The sequence below is a fragment of the Pseudomonas sp. NFR16 genome (assembly GCF_900108875.1).
Lineage (GTDB): Bacteria > Pseudomonadota > Gammaproteobacteria > Pseudomonadales > Pseudomonadaceae > Aquipseudomonas.
The window spans coordinates 604786-621492 of record NZ_FNYJ01000003.1 but is presented as its reverse complement, the minus strand read 5'-3'; the positions used below and the strand labels follow the sequence as shown (position 1 = coordinate 621492).

The window sequence follows — 16707 nt, the reverse complement described above, 5'->3', positions numbered from 1 at the left end:
TCAAGCTTGTGCCTGAGTATTGACTAGCGCCGGGAAAAAAACAGGTTTCTGGCGCAGATCACAAACAAAAAGGGCGCGGTGTCGACCGCGCCCCTCTGAAAACCCTTACTCGCCCTGGCGGGGAGCGTCGAGTTCGAAGGCGGTGTGCAGGGCGCGCACGGCCAGTTCCAGGTATTTCTCTTCGATCACCACCGAGACTTTGATTTCGGAGGTGGAGATCATCTGGATGTTGATGCTTTCCTTCGCCAACGCCTCGAACATGCGGCTGGCAACCCCGGCGTGCGAACGCATGCCAACACCAACGATGGAAACCTTGGCGATCTTGGTGTCGCCAACGACCTCACGGGCACCGATTTCTTTCGCGGTGTTTTCCAGTACGGTCAGTGCGGCCTGATAGTCGTTGCGGTGCACGGTGAAGGTGAAGTCGGTGGTGTTATCGTGCGCAACGTTCTGCACGATCATGTCGACTTCGATGTTCGCGCCGCTGATCGGGCCCAGAATCTTGAACGCAACGCCCGGGGTGTCTGGCACGCCACGGATCGTCAGCTTGGCTTCGTCGCGGTTGAAGGCGATGCCAGAAATGATCGGCTGTTCCATGGATTCCTCTTCATCAATGGTAATGAGGGTGCCTGGACCCTCCTTGAAGCTGTGCAGTACGCGCAGCGGGACGTTGTACTTGCCGGCGAACTCGACCGCGCGGATCTGCAGCACTTTGGAACCGAGGCTGGCCATTTCCAGCATTTCTTCGAAAGTGATCTTGTCCAGACGCTGAGCCTGGGACACAACGCGCGGATCGGTGGTGTAGACGCCATCGACATCGGTGTAGATCTGGCACTCGTCTGCCTTCAAGGCAGCGGCCAGTGCGACGCCTGTGGTGTCGGAGCCACCGCGACCGAGGGTGGTGATGTTGCCGTTCTCATCGACGCCCTGGAAACCGGCGACGACGACAACACGACCGGCCTTCAGGTCGGTGCGAATTTTCTGATCGTCGATTTGCAGGATACGCGCCTTGTTGTGCGCGCTGTCGGTCAGAATGCGAACCTGATTGCCGGTGTAGGAAACTGCCGGCACACCGCGTTTGATCAAAGCCATCGCCAGCAAGGCAATGGTCACCTGCTCACCGGTGGAAACGATCACGTCCAGTTCGCGTGGAACCGGTTGATCGCTGATCTGCTTCGCCAGGTCGATCAGGCGATTGGTTTCGCCGCTCATGGCCGACAGAACGACCACCAGATCATCACCCGCATCGCGGAATTTTTTGACTTTGTCGGCCACCTGCTCGATGCGCTCTACCGAGCCCACGGAGGTGCCTCCAAATTTCTGTACGATTAAAGCCATCTCAAAGCCGCCTCAGCCCGTGAAGGGCGCCCGTTAAACATTCAAACCGCGAAGCGCCGCAGCCCGCGGGATAGCGGGCTGCGGTGGGTCGACTTAAATTCCCTGTTCGGCGAATGGAACGGCCAGCGCAAGCGCCGCGTCCAGGCCTGCGGCGTCGACGCCGCCGCCTTGCGCCATATCAGGACGACCACCACCTTTACCACCTACGGCGGCGGCCGCTTGCTTCATCAAATCACCGGCTTTGAGTTGGCCAGTCAGGTCTTTGGTGACGCCTGCCACCAGCACGACCTTTTCCTCATGCACCCCGCCGAGCAGGATCACTGCGCGACCGAGTTTGTTTTTCAGTTGATCAACCAGCGCCAGCAGCGCCTTGCCATCCTGACCGTCGAGACGGGCAGCGAGGACTTTGGCGCCCTTGACGTCCACCGCCTGGGCCGACAGATCGTCGCCCGCAGCGCTGGCCGCCTTGGCCTGAAGTTGTTCCAGCTGTTTTTCCAACAGGCGATTGCGTTCCAGGACAGCGGAAAGCTTGTCCAGCAGGTTGTCGCGATTACCTTTGACCAGGTTCGCGGCTTCCTTGAGTTGTTCTTCGGCACCGTTGAGGTAGGCCAGCGCCACCGCACCGGTCACCGCTTCGATACGGCGTACGCCCGCAGCGACGCCACCTTCGCTGACGATCTTGAACAGCGCGATGTCGCCGGTGCGGTTGGCGTGGATCCCGCCGCACAGCTCGACCGAGAAATCACCGCCCATGCTCAGCACGCGAACGGTGTCGCCGTACTTCTCGCCGAACAGCGCCATGGCGCCCTTCTTTTTAGCGGTGTCGATATCGGTTTCTTCGGTTTCAACCGCGGTGTTCTTGCGCACCTCGGCGTTGACGATCTCTTCCAGCGCCTTGATCTGCTCAGGCTTGATCGCTTCGAAGTGGCCGAAGTCAAAGCGCAGGCGCTGACTGTCGACCAGCGAGCCTTTCTGCTGAACGTGATCGCCCAGCACCTGGCGCAGCGCGGCGTGCAGCAAGTGGGTCGCGGAGTGGTTCAGCGACGTGGCCTGACGCACCTCGGCAGCCACTTGAGTGCTGACGGTCGCGCCGACCTTCAGGCTGCCGGACACCTGAACACCGTGGTGCAGGAATGCGCCGCCGGTCTTGGTGGTGTCGCTCACGTCGAAACGCACGTCGCCAGACATGAGGTAACCGCTGTCGCCGATCTGGCCGCCGGACTCGGCGTAGAACGGGGTGCGATCGAGAATGACCACGCCGTCTTCGCCTTCGCTCAACTGCTCGACCGCCACGCCTTCCTTATAGAGAGCAACGACTTTCGCGTCGCCTGCGGTGGCGCTGTAGCCGGTGAACTCGGTCGCCACATCGACCTTGACCAGACTGTTGTAGTCCATGCCGAAGGAGCTGGCCGAACGCGCGCGCTCACGCTGGGCGTCCATCTCGCGCTCGAAACCGGCCTCGTCGAGGGTCAGGTTGCGCTCGCGGGCGATGTCGCCGGTCAGGTCCATCGGAAAACCGTAGGTGTCATAGAGCTTGAAGACGACATCGCCAGGCACGACGGTGCCTTTGAGCTCGGCCAGATCCTGCTCGAGAATCTTCAGGCCCTGCTCCAGGGTCTTGGCGAACTGCTCTTCTTCTGCCTTGAGCACGCGCTCGATGTGCGCCTGCTGGGATTTCAGCTCAGGGAAGGCTTCGCCCATCTCGGCGACCAGTGCCGCAACGATCTGGTAGAAGAAACTGCCCTTGGCGCCCAGCTTGTTGCCATGACGGCAGGCGCGACGAATGATGCGACGCAGCACGTAGCCACGGCCTTCGTTGGACGGCAGAACGCCATCGGCAATCAGGAAGCCGCAGGAACGAATGTGGTCGGCCACCACTTTGAGCGACGGCTGCTCTTCGTTGCTGCAGCCGATGGCCTTGGCCGCTGCGGCGAGCAGGCTCTGGAACAGGTCGATTTCATAGTTCGAGTGCACGTGCTGGAGCACGGCGCTGATCCGCTCCAGGCCCATGCCGGTGTCGACCGACGGCGCTGGCAACGGGTGCAGCACGCCATCGGCGGTGCGATTGAACTGCATGAAAACGTTGTTCCAGATCTCGATGTAGCGGTCGCCGTCTTCTTCTGGCGAGCCCGGTGGGCCACCCCAGATGTCGGCGCCGTGATCGTAGAAAATCTCGGTGCAGGGGCCGCACGGGCCGGTGTCGCCCATGGTCCAGAAGTTATCGGACGCATACGGTGCGCCCTTGTTGTCGCCGATGCGGACCATGCGCTCGGCCGGCACGCCGACTTCTTTGGTCCAGATGTCATAGGCTTCGTCGTCCGAGGCGTAGACCGTGACCCAGAGTTTTTCCTTGGGCAGGTTCAGCCATTTGTCGGACGTCAGGAAGGTCCACGCGTAGGTGATCGCATCGCGCTTGAAGTAGTCGCCGAAGCTGAAGTTGCCCAGCATTTCGAAGAACGTGTGGTGACGTGCGGTGTAACCGACGTTTTCCAGGTCGTTGTGCTTGCCACCGGCACGCACGCACTTCTGGCTGCTGACGGCTCGCGTATAGGCCCGCTTTTCCTGGCCCAGGAAGCAATCCTTGAACTGGTTCATGCCTGCGTTGGTGAACAGCAGGGTTGGGTCATTGCCCGGAATCAAGGAGCTGGAGGCTACACGGGTGTGGCCTTGCTCTTCGAAGAAGCGAAGGAAGGCTTCACGGATTTCTGCGCTTTTCATAGGTTCTTCCACGGGAACTGCGGCCTGAGGCAAATGCATAACGTCATTCGACGTAGCGACGGCAAAGGGCCGCATTATATAGGCGTTGTACGTGCGGTACAGCGTGTTTATTCGATAGAAACAGGCAATTGGATTATCGGTCGTCCGCGTGTCCGGTCAACGCGCGCCGAATTCGGCAAATGCCGTCACCACCTTCTCCAGTTGCGCAGCTGAAACATCCAGATGCGTGACCATTCGCAGCCGCGGGGCCGCGCTCAGGACAATTCCACGCTCGGCACAGAAGGCCTTGAGCTGCTCGGCACGCTTGCCGATCTGCACGTACACCATATTGGTGTGCACAGGCTCGACGTCGAAACCCAACTCGCCCAAGGCTTTACCCAGCAACGCTGCGTGCGCGTGATCCTCGGCCAGACGCTCGACCTGATGCTCCAGCGCATAGAGTCCTGCGGCTGCCAGCAGACCGGCCTGACGCATGCCGCCACCGACCATTTTGCGCAGCCGACGGGCCTTGGCGATGAACTCATCGGAACCACAGAGCACCGAGCCGACCGGCGCGCCCAGACCTTTGGACAGACACACCGACACCGAATCGAAATGCTGCGTGATCTCGCGGGCATCGACGCCCAGCCTGACCGCGGCGTTGTAGAGTCGAGCGCCGTCCAGGTGCAGGCCCAGACCGTTCTCGCGGGTCACCCTGCGGGCAGCGGCCAGGTAATCCAGCGACAGCACCTTGCCCTGCATGGTGTTTTCCAGCGCCAGCAGGCGGGTGCGCGCGAAGTGGAAGTCGTCGGCCTTGATCGCGCCGATGACCTGCTCCAGGTCCAGCGAGCCATCGGCCTGATTGTCCAGCGGCTGGGGCTGAATGGAGCCCAGCACTGCCGCGCCACCGCCCTCGTACTTGTAGGTATGTGCCTGCTGACCGACGATGTATTCATCACCCCGATCACAGTGCGCCATCAGGCCGAGCAGATTGCTCATGGTGCCTGAGGGAACGAACAGGGCAGCTGCGAAGCCCAGGCGCTCGGCCAGCCAGGACTCCAGATGGTTGACGGTCGGGTCCTCGCCATACACATCATCGCCCAGCGGCGCACGGGCCATCGCTTCACGCATACCTGCAGTGGGTTGAGTCACGGTGTCGCTGCGCAAATCGATAACGGTCACGGTCGAGCTCCCTGGAATGTGGTCGATCCTCAGTTCTGAGGCTTTGACCCTCGATAATCAAGGCTTCGGCCAGCAATTCCAAGTTCTGCTTATAAGAAAAGCTGATCAAAACCATCAAAAAGGCTCCAAGCACATTCTGAAAATCTGTGTTACAAACTGCACGCCGACGCAATATGCCGTCGGCAACGTTCTCAGGGCGGGGTGCGATTCCCCACCGGCGGTAATGGCGCGCAAAGCGTCTAGCCCGCGAGCGCTCATGTTTTAGGTCGGCTCCAGAAGTCGGCGAGCGAAGGTCAGGCAAGGCAAAAAGCAGCGAGCAAGCGGAGTTGAGAGGCCTCAATGAGCATTGCGAGCTGCTTTTTAACGCAGCATGACCGAGCGCAGCCACTTTTGGTGCCGAGCGGGTGTGAGGTCAGCAGATCTGGTGTGATCCCAGAGCCGACGGTCATAGTCCGGATGAAGAGAGAACGGGATTGGCACCACAGGATCGTCTCGCAGCAAGGTCGCGTGGGCATTTTGCCCGGACCGCTGACGACCCGTACCCTGGCATCCCCTTCGATCCAAAACGCCCTGTTTTTTTATTAAACAGGAGTCAGAACACATGCAACCCACCGCTATCCACGCTCACGAGCGCATCGCGTTCATTCAAGCCTGCTGGCATAAAGATATTGTCGATCAAGCGCGTAAGGGCTTTGTCGCGGAAATGGCCAACCATGGTTATACCGAGAGCGATATCGATTTCTTCGAATTAGGCGGCGCCTTTGAAATCCCCTTGCATGCCAAACTGCTGGCCAAGAGCGGTCGCTACGGCGGCATCGTGGCGGCGGGTCTGGTGGTCGATGGCGGGATCTACCGGCACGAATTCGTCGCGCAATCGGTGATCAGCGCGCTGATGCAGGTTCAGCTGGAAACCGAAGTGCCGGTGTTCTCGGTGGTCCTCACCCCTCATCACTTCCATGCCGGTGAAGAGCACCACAACTATTTCTTCAATCACTTCGTGCACAAGGGCCAGGAAGCGGCCAAGACCTGTGCCGACACCCTGACCAAACTGCGCGCCGTGCGTCGCAGCAGCGAGTCGCAGAAAGCGGTGGGCTGAGGGCATGGTGGCGTCCCTCAGGAAGCCGCCATGACTGTGGGGGCGCGCTTGCCCGCGAATGCGATGGGTCAGTTACAGATATTTGGCTGACACACTGAAATCGTGGGCAAGCGCGCGCCTGCAATGGACCGCGTCAACCCGAGGCATGGCTCACACCAGCCCATCCCCGGTCGTCGGCACGATCAGAATCCCCGCTCGCAAACCATTCTTGACCTTCGGATTGGGGAAGATGATTCGCGCGCCCTCCTCTTCCACCACCCAGCGTGAGTCGGCCAGGTCCTCGGCCAGCACGAACCCCTTGTCCAGCTTGGTGAAGTTCTCGATGTCGGCTGGCAGGTTCAGGCGAAAGGCGTCACTGTGCTTGATGATTTCGCGGGCGACGCTGAACAGCTTGAGCCCGTCGATCTGGTCCCCCGCCAGTGGCTCGGTGCCTCGAATCAGGTGTTCCAGCGCGGCTTTCAATGGCGAGAGGTTGACCTGCTGGTTCTGCCCGAAAGGCCGCGCCTTGCCCAGCTCCAGGGTGAAGGCCTCGGCCGCCAGCTTGTCGTAGGTGTAGGCACTGAACACGATCGACGGTTTATTCTGCAACAGCACCGCTTCCATGCCCGCCCGGTGTAACCGCACCAGCTCGCGGCGCGAATGCTGACGACCTTCCTTCCACGGATACAGCGCGAACTGTTCGATCTTCGAGCCGCGAATAGCCGTGTGCAGATCGTAATGCAGTCGGTAACGGTCCGGCTGGCTGAAAAAGCTCGCGGCCAGGCGCTCCAGCTCACAGGCCCGCAGTGCTTCATTTCCACTGCTTTGCTCGTGACGACCGTTGAACAGCCGGTTGATGTCCTGCTCGATGTACCGCTCGCCGCGACGCATCGCTTCCGGGTTGCCGAACAGGAACAGAATGCGCGCGCGCGGCTTGAGTTCCCCGCGTGCGATGGCGTGGATCAGCTCGTCGAGCAGCTCGATCGGCGCTGTTTCGTTGCCATGAATGCCGGCAGACAGCAGCAGATCGGTGCCGTTGTCGCGAGCCTCGGGCGGGCGGACTTCCAGTGCCCCTTCGGCGAGCCAGCGCAGGCGCACGCCCTCGACGGTCAGTTGAGTCTTTTCCGCGGGTTCACGACCCGCCAGGGTCAGTTCAAGCAGTTTGCCGAGGGCGAGCATGGGACGAGCTCCTGATCAGTGATTGCAGTCAGGGCCGTGGACGTGACCGTCTTCGTCATCGCCGCTCATGTCGGCCGGCTCCATTTCCAGCTGCAGACTGACGAGGTTGGTCGCCAGCGGGCGCAGCAAAAGGTTGGCGTATTCGGCATCGCCTTCCTCAACGTCAACACCGATCAACAGTTGCCCGCGACCGTCCTGCTGAATCCAGACTTCTTTGCCCTGCCAGATAACGGCAAAACGTGTGCAGGAAGTTTCCAGCTGGGTGCCGTCGGTGTCTTCAAGGATCAAACGCAGGGCGTCGGTCATTTCAAAAGCTCTCTCTATAAAAGGCAAAAGCCGCGCTGGCTGACCCTGAGTCAGCCCCGGCGCGATGCTTCGGATACGTCAATTGATCTGGAAAGGATAGACAGCACCGAGCTTCAGGTGCCGGGTCAGTTCATCCAGTGCCGTGCGGCATTCGTCCAACAGCTGCGGGTCGGCCAGGTCGTTCTCGCTGAGGCGGTCGCGGTAATGCTTGTCGACCCATTGCGTGAGCGTGTCGTACAGCGACGCCGTCATGATAACCCCTGGGTTGACCGCCGCCAGTTCCGTTTCATTGAGTGCCACGCGCAAACGCAGGCAGGCCGGGCCACCGCCGTTCTGCATGCTCTGCTTGAGGTCGAACACTTTCACTTCACGAACCGGGCTTTCGTCGGCGATCAGGCGCTGCAGGTAGTGCCAGACGCGCTCGTTGCCACGGCATTCTTCCGGCACGATCAACAACATCGAGCCGTCAGGGCGCGAGAGCAGCTGGCTATTGAACAGATAAGAGCGAACGGCGTCTTCCACGCCTACTTCGCTGCGCGGCACGCAGATGGCCTGAAAACGCCCGCCGCGCCGACCGAGCTTGTCGTGCAATTCGCTCAGCATGTGCTCGGTGTTGAGGAACGCGTCCTCATGGTAGAAGAGCACTTCGCCATTGCCCACGGCGATCACGTCGTTATGAAACACGCCCTGATCGATCACTGCGGGATTCTGCTGGGCGAACACCACGCCGTCATCGCTCAGGCCATGCAGGCGCGCAACGGCCTGCGAAGCTTCCAGCGTCTGCCGGGCCGGGTACTTCTGCGGCGCGGGATAGCGGGTGTCGAAGGCCGAGCGGCCGAAGACGAAGAACTCGACGCCGGCCTCGCCATAACTGCGGCAGAAACGTGTGTGGTTGGCCGCGCCTTCGTCACCGAACTGAGCGACGGCGGGCAAGGCGGCGTGATGGGCGAAGTGCTGCTGATCGGCGAACATCGCCTCCAAGACACGACTGGTGGTCGGGTGTTCGATGCTGCGATGGTATTTGCAATTGAGGTTGGCAGCCGTGAAATGCACGCGACCATCGGCGGTGTCGGCGCTGGGGCTGACCGTCGCTGCGTTCGCGACCCACATGCTCGACGCCGAGCAACTGGCGACCAATAACGGCATGGCCTGCTTCGCGGCACGCTCGATGACCTGTGCATCGGTGCCATCGAAGCCCAGCTTGCGCAGGCCTGCGATGTCCGGACGCTCCTGCGGCGCCAGCACACCTTGGGTGAAACCCATGTCGGTCAGGGCCTTCATTTTTGCCAGACCTTGCAGCGCCGCCTCACGCGGGTTGGAAGACTGCTGGCAATTGCTCTGCGACGCGACGTTGCCGTAGGACAGCCCACCGTAGTTGTGGGTTGGCCCCACTAGACCGTCAAAGTTGACTTCACAGGATTTCATCGGTGAGGCTCCGTGGATCTGTTTTTATAAACATCAATGTTCAGTTACACCACGGCGCCTGTAGGAGGCGTGGCTTGTCCCGCGATCTGTCGCGAAGCGACAGCGAAATGGGCGAATGCGGTATTTCATGCAGACCGCAACCTCTGGGTTTACGACGGGTTCCCCGCCGATCGCGGGACAAGCCACGCTCCTACAGTCCATTTCAGCTGTTTCGACTCAACGTAATACCCGGCGTCAGGCTCGCGGGCAGCGCCAGCGTCACGCTTTCCAGCGACGCCACCGGATACGCGCAGTAATCCGCCGCGTAATAAGCGCTCGCCCGATGGTTGCCCGACGCGCCCACGCCACCAAACGGTGCCGTGCTCGCCGCGCCGGTCAGTTGCTTGTTCCAGTTGACGATCCCGGCACGGCTGTGCAGCCAGAACTGTTGATAGCGCGCCTGAGAATCGGACAACAACCCCGCGGCCAGGCCGTACTGCGTGGCGTTGGCCTCGTCGATGGCGGCATCGAAATCAGCGTAGCGAATCACTTGCAGCAGCGGGCCGAACAACTCCTCGTCAGGCCGGTCGCTGACATCGCTGACATCCAGAATACCGGGGGTCAGCAACGCCGACTGCGCCTGCGGCTGGGACATCTCCAGCAACGCCACGGCGCCCGTTGCGAGCAACTGTTCCTGAGCCTCGAGCAGCGCACGGGCCGCCGCCAGAGAAATCACCGAGCCCATGAACGGCGCGGGCTGTTGATCGAATGCACCGACCTCGATCGTCGACGTCACTTCAACCAGCCGCGCCAGGAATGCATCGCCCCACGCGCCTTGTGGCACCAACAGGCGGCGGGCGCAGGTGCAGCGCTGGCCGGCAGAGATGAACGCTGACTGAATGACGGTATACACCGCAGCATCGACGTCGGCGACCTGATCGACGATCAGGGGATTATTGCCGCCCATCTCCAGCGCAAGGATTTTGTCCGGACGCCCGGCAAACTGCTGATGCAGCGAGTTGCCGGTGCGGCTTGAGCCAGTGAAGAACAGACCGTCGATACCGGCGTTGGCCGCCAGCGCAATTCCGGTCTCGCGCCCGCCTTGCACCAGATTGAGCACGCCCGCCGGCAGCCCGGCTTCAATCCAGCATTGCACGGTCAGCTCGGCGACTTTGGGGGTCAGTTCGCTGGGCTTGAACACCACGCTGTTTCCCGCCAGCAACGCGGGAACGATATGCCCGTTAGGCAGATGCCCGGGAAAGTTGTAGGGACCGAACACCGCGACGACGCCATGGGGCTTGTGCCGCAGGACAGCCGTCGCATCGCCCAGCGGGCCGCTCTTCTCGCCGGTCCGTTCACGGTAACTCTGGATCGAGATGGCGACCTTGTTGGCCATGCTGGTCACTTCCGTGGCCGATTCCCACAGCGGCTTGCCGGTTTCTTCACCGATGCAGCGGGCGATTTCATCGGCACGGTTTTTCAGCGTGGCGGCAAACGCCTCAAGGACCGCAATGCGCTCTTCCAGCGAACGGCTAGCCCAGGCAGGAAACGCCCCGCGCGCCGCTTCGACAGCCGCGTCCACTTGCCCGGCGGACGCGCCATTGCCCGACCAGACCACGTTTTGCGTGACCGGATTCAGCGAATCGAACGCCTCGCCCTGCCCGGCCTGCCAGGCACCTGCGATATACAAAGTCGTCATCAAATGCCCTCCCGAGCTGGTGACAGCGGCACGGCGCGCACCTGATCGCCGGCGTTCAGGCGCAGGCGCTTGGCGGTCTTCGGATCGACCACCAAAGTGCCGGCGGCAAAGCGCGCAGGGGCCGCGGTGATGCGGCAATCTTCGCGCTTGCGGTTGTGAATGAGGAACGGGGTCGCGTCATCGCCGGGCGTGCCGACCGCCAGCACCAGCGCCTGGCTGTCACGCACCGCACGGATCTTGGTCGTTTCGCACTCGATTGCCGGGCCCGCGTCGAAAATATCGACGTAGCCCTGATAGCTGAAGCCCTCGGCCTTGAGCATGGTCAACGCGGGCTCGGTGCTGGTGTGCACACGACCGATGACGTTGCGCGCCGCCTCGGACAGGAAGCAGCTGTAAAGCGGGAACTTCGGCATCAACTCGGCGATGAACGCGCGATTGCCAACGCCGGTCAGGTAATCGGCCTGGCTGAATTCCATCTTGAAAAAGTGCCGCCCCAGGCTTTCCCAGAACGGCGAATGGCCTTGCTCGTCGGACATGCCGCGCATTTCGGCGATGATCTTGGCGCCGAACAGCTCGGGAAATTCAGCGATGAACAGCATCCGCGCCTTGGACAGCAGACGACCGTTCAGGCCATTACGGAAGTCGTTGTGCAGGAACAGCGAGCACAATTCCGAGTTGCCGGTCAGATCGTTCGCCAGAAACAGCGTCGGAATCTCGCGATAGATATTCAGCTCCTGTGAGGCACTGACGGTCAGACCGACGCGGTAGTTGTACCAAGGCTCGCGCAGGCCCACGGCGCCTGCGATGGCGGAAATGCCCACCACGCGGCCATCGTCGTCCTCGAGAACGAACAGGTAATCGGTGTCGCCCCGCTCGGCTTCGCCACGGAAAGTCTTTTCGGCCCAGCCGACCCGATGCGCCAGACGCTCTTCGTTGGCCGGCAGCGTGGTCAGGCCAGCACCTGTGCTACGCGCCAGATCAATGAGCGCCGGTAGGTCACTGCTGCGTACGGGACGAACAATCATGCTTTCTCCTCGAGCCGGCTTCAGTCAGAAGCCGGCGAACTCGCTAATCTGCGATACGGCGTCAGGCGCTGAATGCCTGGGGTCGCCGCCATTCAACGGTCAAACCGCGACGATACGGACGCTCGCGCCCTCGCCGACACCCAAGGCCTCGGCGGCGGCCAGGCTGAGGGTCACAGGCTTGCCCGGCACCCAGTCCAGTTCCAGCATCACCGCCCGGTAGTCCTGCAACTGGCCATTGGCAACCAGATACGGGCGTCCGCCCTTCACCGCATCGCCGCTGGCGACGGTATCGACCTTCACCGGCACCACGCGGCTCTGAGCGATGGAGCGGATGCCCGAAACGCGGGCATGCAGCGTCGGGCCGCCGTCGAAGATGTCGATGTAATGATCGGTCTCGAAGCCCTCGCGCATCAGGATGTCGAAGGTGATCTGTGCGCGCGGATGCACTTGCCCCATGGCTTCCTGCGCTTCGTCGGGCAGCAGCGGCACATAGATCGGGTAATGCGGCATCAGCTCGGCGAGGAAGGTCCGGCTTTTCAGGCCGCACAGGCGTTCGGCTTCGGCGTAGTTGATGTCGAAGAAGTTGCGACCGATGGCGTCCCAGAATGGCGAGTCGCCGTTGTCATCGCTGTAACCGACGATTTCGGTGACGACCGAATCGGCGAAGCGCTCGGGGTGACTGGCGACGAACAGCAGGCGAGCCCGGGAGTTGAGCTCGGACCACAGCGTGCCGACCAGCTCGGGCAACACGTAGAAACTGGTCAGCAGGCTGTTTCCGGTCAGATCGTGGCACTGCGAGAGCACGTGAATCTTGTTGTGAATCTTCAGCTCGCGGGAGGCGTGAACGAAGGTTTCGTTGCGGAAGCTGTAGAACGGCTCGGAGTATCCCGCCGATGCGACGATGCCCGAGCAGCCCACCAGACGCCCGGATTCGGTGTCTTCGAGCACGAAGAAATAGGTTTCTTCGCCGTTGAAACTGACCTCGGCGGCGAACGACGCTTCGGACGCGGCGATCTTGTCACCGAGGCGTCCAGCATCGTCCGGCAAAGACGTGACACCAATCGGGCTGTCCGCGGCGAGTCGTTGAACCTCGCTCAGGTCAGCCATTTGCGCGGGGCGCATCACCAGCATGGTGTCACTCCTTGAGAAAAACAGGCCGGGGAAATCCGGCATGGAGAAGAAAAAACAAATCCCGAGATTGCTCGCCCTTGTAGGAGTGAGCTTGCTCGCGATGACTCTGTATCAGACAACATTGATGTATCTGACAAACCGCTATCGCGAGCAAGCTCACTCCTACAGGAGATCTATGGCGTCGATCAGGCTTGGGTCAACTTCGCTACAGCACGCTCGAAACGGTCCAGCCCTTCGGTGATGTCGGCATCGTCGATCACCAGGCTTGGGGCAAAGCGCACGACGTCAGGACCGGCTTGCAGGATCATCACGCCTTCATGCTCGGCCGCGTTGAAGAAATCCTTGGCCTTGCCTTTCCAGGCGTCGGTCAGGACACAGCCGATCAGCAGGCCCATGCCCCGGACCTGGCTGAATACGCCGTACTGCTCGCCGATTTTCTCCAGGCGCGCTCTGAACAGGTCATGTTTGGCGTTGACGCCTGCCAGCACCTGTGGGGTGTTGACCACATCGATGACCGCTTCGCCGACCGCACAAGCCAGCGGGTTGCCGCCGTAAGTGGTGCCGTGCACGCCGACCGACAGGTGCTTGGCGAGCTTTTCGGTGGTCAGCATGGCTGCCATCGGGAAGCCGCCGCCGATGCTCTTGGCGCTGGACAGAATGTCCGGCGTCACGCCGTAGTGCATGTAGGCAAACAGGTGGCCGCTGCGGCCCATGCCGCTCTGAACTTCGTCGAAAATCAGCAGCGCATTGTGGTCGTCGCACAGCTTGCGCGCGCCTTGCAAGTATTCGAGTTCGGCCGGCAGCACGCCGCCTTCACCCTGGATCGGCTCGAGCACGACGGCGCAGGTCTTGTCGCTGACGGCGGCTTTCAGCGCGTCGAGGTCGTTGTACGGCACGTGCGTGATGCCGGTGATCTTCGGACCGAAGCCGTCGGAGTACTTCGGCTGACCGCCCACGCTGACGGTGAACAAGGTACGACCGTGGAAGCTGTTGAGCGCCGCGATGATTTCGTACTTCTCGGTGCCGTACAGGTCGTGGGCAACACGACGGGCCAGTTTGAACGCCGCCTCGTTGGCCTCAGCCCCGGAGTTACAGAAGAACACGCGCTCGGCGAAGGTGGCGTCGACCAGCTTTTTGGCCAGACGCAGCGCAGGCTCGTTGGTGAAAACGTTGGAAACATGCCACAGCTTGTTGGCCTGCTCGGTCAATGCGCCGACCAGAGCCGGGTGTGCGTGACCCAGTACGTTGACCGCGATGCCGCCCGAGAAATCGACCAGTTCACGCCCCGACTGATCCCAGACGCGGGAACCCTGGCCGCGCACGGGAATGAACGCTGCGGGGGCATAGTTGGGGACCATCACCTGGTCGAAATCGGCACGTTGCACCGGTACTTGCTCAACGGACATCGGAGTCTCCTGAAGAGGAACGCCTGCCTGGACTGGCGAGCGATGGAAGGATTGTAAGGACTGATTTCGGTCCGGCCTTGCCGCCAAGCGACAACTTCTTATAGCGCCAAACCGGCTTTTTCCGCGGTTTTCGGCAATGCGACAAATTGCGTCGGAAAGGCGCAGTTTAAACGTTGGCGGCCCGATGTAGCAGCGTCCTGTCGATTTGAATTGCATCCCTTCAGAAACTGCGCTGACAACAGCACCCTGGAGGAGTGAGCTTGCTCGCGATGACGTCGCGTCAGACAACACGGCTGTATCTGACGCATTGCTATCGCGAGCAAGCTCACTCCTACAGGAGAAATCCGACGAGGCTTGAGATCACCCGCGCTCGGCAGGCACCGAGGACAGTTCGAACGGGCTGCTGCTGCGACGCTGGTTGCGGTCTTCGCGCGGGGTCGCGCCGAAGAAGTTGCGGTAGGCGCTGGAGAAATGCGGGCCGGAAGAGAAGCCGCACGACAGGCCGATCTGGATGATCGACTTGCTGGTCTGCATCAGCATCTGTCGGGCCTTGTTCAGACGCAGCTCAAGGTAATACTGACTGGGAACGCGATTGAGGTACTGCTTGAAAATCCGTTCCAGCTGTCGTCGCGAGACGCAGACATGCTGAGCGATCTCGTCAGTGGTCAACGGCTCTTCGATGTTGGCTTCCATCAGCAACACGGCCTGGGTCAACTTCGGATGACTGGAACCCAGACGGTTCTGCAGCGGGATGCGCTGGCGCTCGCCGCCTTCACGAATGCGCTCGACCACCAGTTCTTCGGAAACCGCCCCGGCGAGCTCCGCGCCATGGTCACGGGCCAGCACCGCCAGCAGCAGATCCAGCACCGACATGCCACCGCAGGCGGTCAGGCGATCGCGATCCCAGTCGAACAGATGGCTGGTGGCGATGACCTTGGGGAAGCGCTCCGCGAAATCATCCTGCCAACGCCAGTGCACAGCGGCACGGTAGCCGTCGAGCAGCCCCAGCTGCGCAAGCGGATAGACGCCCGCCGAAAGACCGCCGATCACGCACCCGGCTCGCACCAATTGCTTGAGCGCGCCACCCAGTGCCGAAGACATGGGCGGGGGCGGCTCGTCAGCCAGCAGGAAAACTTTCTGACACCCTTCCAGGCGCCCGGCCCACGGCTCGCCCGGCAACTGCCAGCTGGCACCTTCCACCGGCGGTTCGGCCTGCATGAACGACAGCTCGTACACCACGTCGGGATGAACGCGCTGAGCGACACGCAAGGCTTCCTCGGCCAGCGCCAGAGTCAAGGCTTTGGTGCCGGGCCAGATGAGAAATCCGATTCGATGGGCAGTCATGGCGTGCAATCCGAAACGTGTCGCTGTTATGGGTCACACGCTCGGGCGTGCGAAGTGAATCTGTTGCATTCAGTTCATGGCGGCGTTTTGAATGACGCGCAGCATGAACTGTTCTGACGCAAAACGCACCGTTGGCAACGGCGGCAACCCTTACTTCAGGCTGCCGGACAAGAACTGCTGGAGACGCTCCGACTTCGGATTGACCAGCACCTGACGCGGGTCGCCGCTCTCTTCCACCAAGCCCTTGTGCAGGAAGATCAACTGGTTCGACACTTCGCGGGCGAAGCCCATTTCGTGGGTGACGACGACCATCGTGCGGCCTTCCTGGGCCAGCGCCTGCATGACCTTCAACACGTCGCCGACCAGTTCGGGGTCGAGCGCCGAAGTCGGCTCGTCGAACAGCATCACCTCAGGCTCCATCGCCAGTGCCCGGGCAATCGCCACGCGCTGTTGTTCGCCGCCGGACATGTGCCCTGGAAAGGCGTCCTTGCGATGCGCGACGCCGACCTTGCTCAAGTAATGCTCGGCCTTTTCCAGCGCTTCTTTCTTTGGCACGCCCAGCACATGAACCGGCGCCTCGATGACGTTCTCCAGCGCGGTCATGTGCGACCACAGATTGAAATGCTGGAACACCATCGACAGACGCGAGCGCATGCGTTGCAGCTGTTTCGGGTCGGCAGCCTTGAGCCCGCCGTCCTTGTTGGCGACCAGTTTGAGCTCCTCGTTGTTGAGCAGAATGCGGCCGGACTTCGGTTGTTCCAGCAGATTGATGCAGCGCAGGAACGTACTTTTGCCCGAGCCGCTGGAGCCGATGATGCTGATCACATCGCCAGCTTTGGCGGTCAGCGAGACGCCTTTGAGCACCTCGTGACTGCCGTAGCACTTGTGCAGGTCCTGGACTTCCAGTTTGTTCATGGTTTG

The 16707-nt window shown here is 61.5% G+C and carries 13 protein-coding genes and 1 riboswitch; of the genes, 1 reads left to right on the top strand and 12 read right to left on the bottom strand.

The features are described 5' to 3' along the window. Window positions 1–105 precede the first annotated feature (105 nt). The 3 genes from BMZ10_RS15680 to ltaE all read right to left on the bottom strand — a co-directional run bounded on the left by BMZ10_RS15680 (window position 106) and on the right by ltaE (window position 5217). Window positions 106–1338, bottom strand: a complete 1233-nt coding sequence (locus BMZ10_RS15680) for an aspartate kinase (protein ID WP_093464006.1) — start codon at window positions 1336–1338, stop codon at window positions 106–108. Between the two features lie 93 nt (window positions 1339–1431). Further along, window positions 1432–4056, bottom strand: coding sequence for an alanine--tRNA ligase (gene alaS / locus BMZ10_RS15675; RefSeq protein ID WP_093464003.1), 2625 nt, complete (start codon window positions 4054–4056; stop codon window positions 1432–1434). A gap of 156 nt (window positions 4057–4212) precedes the next feature. Beyond that, window positions 4213–5217, bottom strand: a complete 1005-nt coding sequence (gene ltaE, locus BMZ10_RS15670; protein ID WP_093464000.1) for a low-specificity L-threonine aldolase — start codon at window positions 5215–5217, stop codon at window positions 4213–4215. Window positions 5218–5400: 183 nt separating this feature from the next. Continuing rightward, a riboswitch (FMN riboswitch) is annotated at window positions 5401–5690 on the top strand. A gap of 128 nt (window positions 5691–5818) precedes the next feature. Between ltaE and BMZ10_RS15665 the strand changes: the two genes are divergently transcribed. Further along, window positions 5819–6313: a 6,7-dimethyl-8-ribityllumazine synthase gene (locus BMZ10_RS15665; protein WP_093463997.1), complete on the top strand. Its 495-nt coding sequence runs from the start codon at window positions 5819–5821 to the stop codon at window positions 6311–6313. A 150-nt stretch (window positions 6314–6463) separates the two neighbouring features. On the opposite strand, the gene astE is transcribed toward BMZ10_RS15665, so the two are convergent. The 9 genes from astE to BMZ10_RS15620 all read right to left on the bottom strand — a co-directional run bounded on the left by astE (window position 6464) and on the right by BMZ10_RS15620 (window position 16701). Then, window positions 6464–7471, bottom strand: coding sequence for a succinylglutamate desuccinylase (gene astE, locus BMZ10_RS15660; RefSeq protein ID WP_093463994.1), 1008 nt, complete (start codon window positions 7469–7471; stop codon window positions 6464–6466). Between the two features lie 15 nt (window positions 7472–7486). Continuing rightward, window positions 7487–7777 (bottom strand): topoisomerase II, encoded by a 291-nt coding sequence (locus BMZ10_RS15655; protein ID WP_093463991.1) that lies wholly within the window; start codon window positions 7775–7777, stop codon window positions 7487–7489. Window positions 7778–7855: 78 nt separating this feature from the next. Then, window positions 7856–9202 (bottom strand): N-succinylarginine dihydrolase, encoded by a 1347-nt coding sequence (gene astB / locus BMZ10_RS15650; RefSeq protein ID WP_093463988.1) that lies wholly within the window; start codon window positions 9200–9202, stop codon window positions 7856–7858. Window positions 9203–9404: 202 nt separating this feature from the next. Continuing rightward, a complete protein-coding gene (gene astD / locus BMZ10_RS15645) occupies window positions 9405–10883 on the bottom strand; it encodes a succinylglutamate-semialdehyde dehydrogenase (RefSeq protein WP_177182135.1) in 1479 nt (492 codons plus the stop codon). After that, window positions 10880–11905, bottom strand: coding sequence for an arginine N-succinyltransferase (gene astA, locus BMZ10_RS15640; RefSeq protein WP_093463981.1), 1026 nt, complete (start codon window positions 11903–11905; stop codon window positions 10880–10882). The genes astD and astA overlap by 4 nt, the downstream gene beginning before the upstream one ends. A gap of 99 nt (window positions 11906–12004) precedes the next feature. After that, window positions 12005–13036 carry an arginine/ornithine succinyltransferase subunit alpha gene (gene aruF / locus BMZ10_RS15635; RefSeq protein WP_093463978.1) on the bottom strand — a complete coding sequence of 344 codons (1032 nt, stop codon included), beginning with the start codon at window positions 13034–13036 and terminating at the stop codon, window positions 12005–12007. A gap of 185 nt (window positions 13037–13221) precedes the next feature. Then, window positions 13222–14442, bottom strand: a complete 1221-nt coding sequence (locus BMZ10_RS15630) for an aspartate aminotransferase family protein (protein WP_093463975.1) — start codon at window positions 14440–14442, stop codon at window positions 13222–13224. Between the two features lie 360 nt (window positions 14443–14802). Beyond that, window positions 14803–15786, bottom strand: a complete 984-nt coding sequence (argR, locus tag BMZ10_RS15625) for a transcriptional regulator ArgR (RefSeq protein WP_093463972.1) — start codon at window positions 15784–15786, stop codon at window positions 14803–14805. Between the two features lie 150 nt (window positions 15787–15936). After that, entirely contained in the window at window positions 15937–16701 is a 765-nt protein-coding gene (locus BMZ10_RS15620) for an ABC transporter ATP-binding protein (protein ID WP_093463969.1), read from the bottom strand. Window positions 16702–16707 lie beyond the last annotated feature (6 nt).

Bases quoted from the DNA above. Each gene is read 5' to 3' on its own strand.
- astB (WP_093463988.1), bottom strand. From the start codon at position 9,202: ATGAAATCCTGTGAAGTCAACTTTGACGGTCTAGTGGGGCCAACCCAC.
- BMZ10_RS15665 (WP_093463997.1), top strand. From the start codon at position 5,819: ATGCAACCCACCGCTATCCACGCTCACGAGCGCATCGCGTTCATTCAA.
- BMZ10_RS15630 (WP_093463975.1), bottom strand. From the start codon at position 14,442: ATGTCCGTTGAGCAAGTACCGGTGCAACGTGCCGATTTCGACCAGGTG.
- BMZ10_RS15680 (WP_093464006.1), bottom strand. From the start codon at position 1,338: ATGGCTTTAATCGTACAGAAATTTGGAGGCACCTCCGTGGGCTCGGTA.
- astA (WP_093463981.1), bottom strand. From the start codon at position 11,905: ATGATTGTTCGTCCCGTACGCAGCAGTGACCTACCGGCGCTCATTGAT.
- aruF (WP_093463978.1), bottom strand. From the start codon at position 13,036: ATGCTGGTGATGCGCCCCGCGCAAATGGCTGACCTGAGCGAGGTTCAA.
- alaS (WP_093464003.1), bottom strand. From the start codon at position 4,056: ATGAAAAGCGCAGAAATCCGTGAAGCCTTCCTTCGCTTCTTCGAAGAG.
- BMZ10_RS15655 (WP_093463991.1), bottom strand. From the start codon at position 7,777: ATGACCGACGCCCTGCGTTTGATCCTTGAAGACACCGACGGCACCCAG.
- BMZ10_RS15620 (WP_093463969.1), bottom strand. From the start codon at position 16,701: ATGAACAAACTGGAAGTCCAGGACCTGCACAAGTGCTACGGCAGTCAC.
- argR (WP_093463972.1), bottom strand. From the start codon at position 15,786: ATGACTGCCCATCGAATCGGATTTCTCATCTGGCCCGGCACCAAAGCC.
- astE (WP_093463994.1), bottom strand. From the start codon at position 7,471: ATGCTCGCCCTCGGCAAACTGCTTGAACTGACCCTGGCGGGTCGTGAA.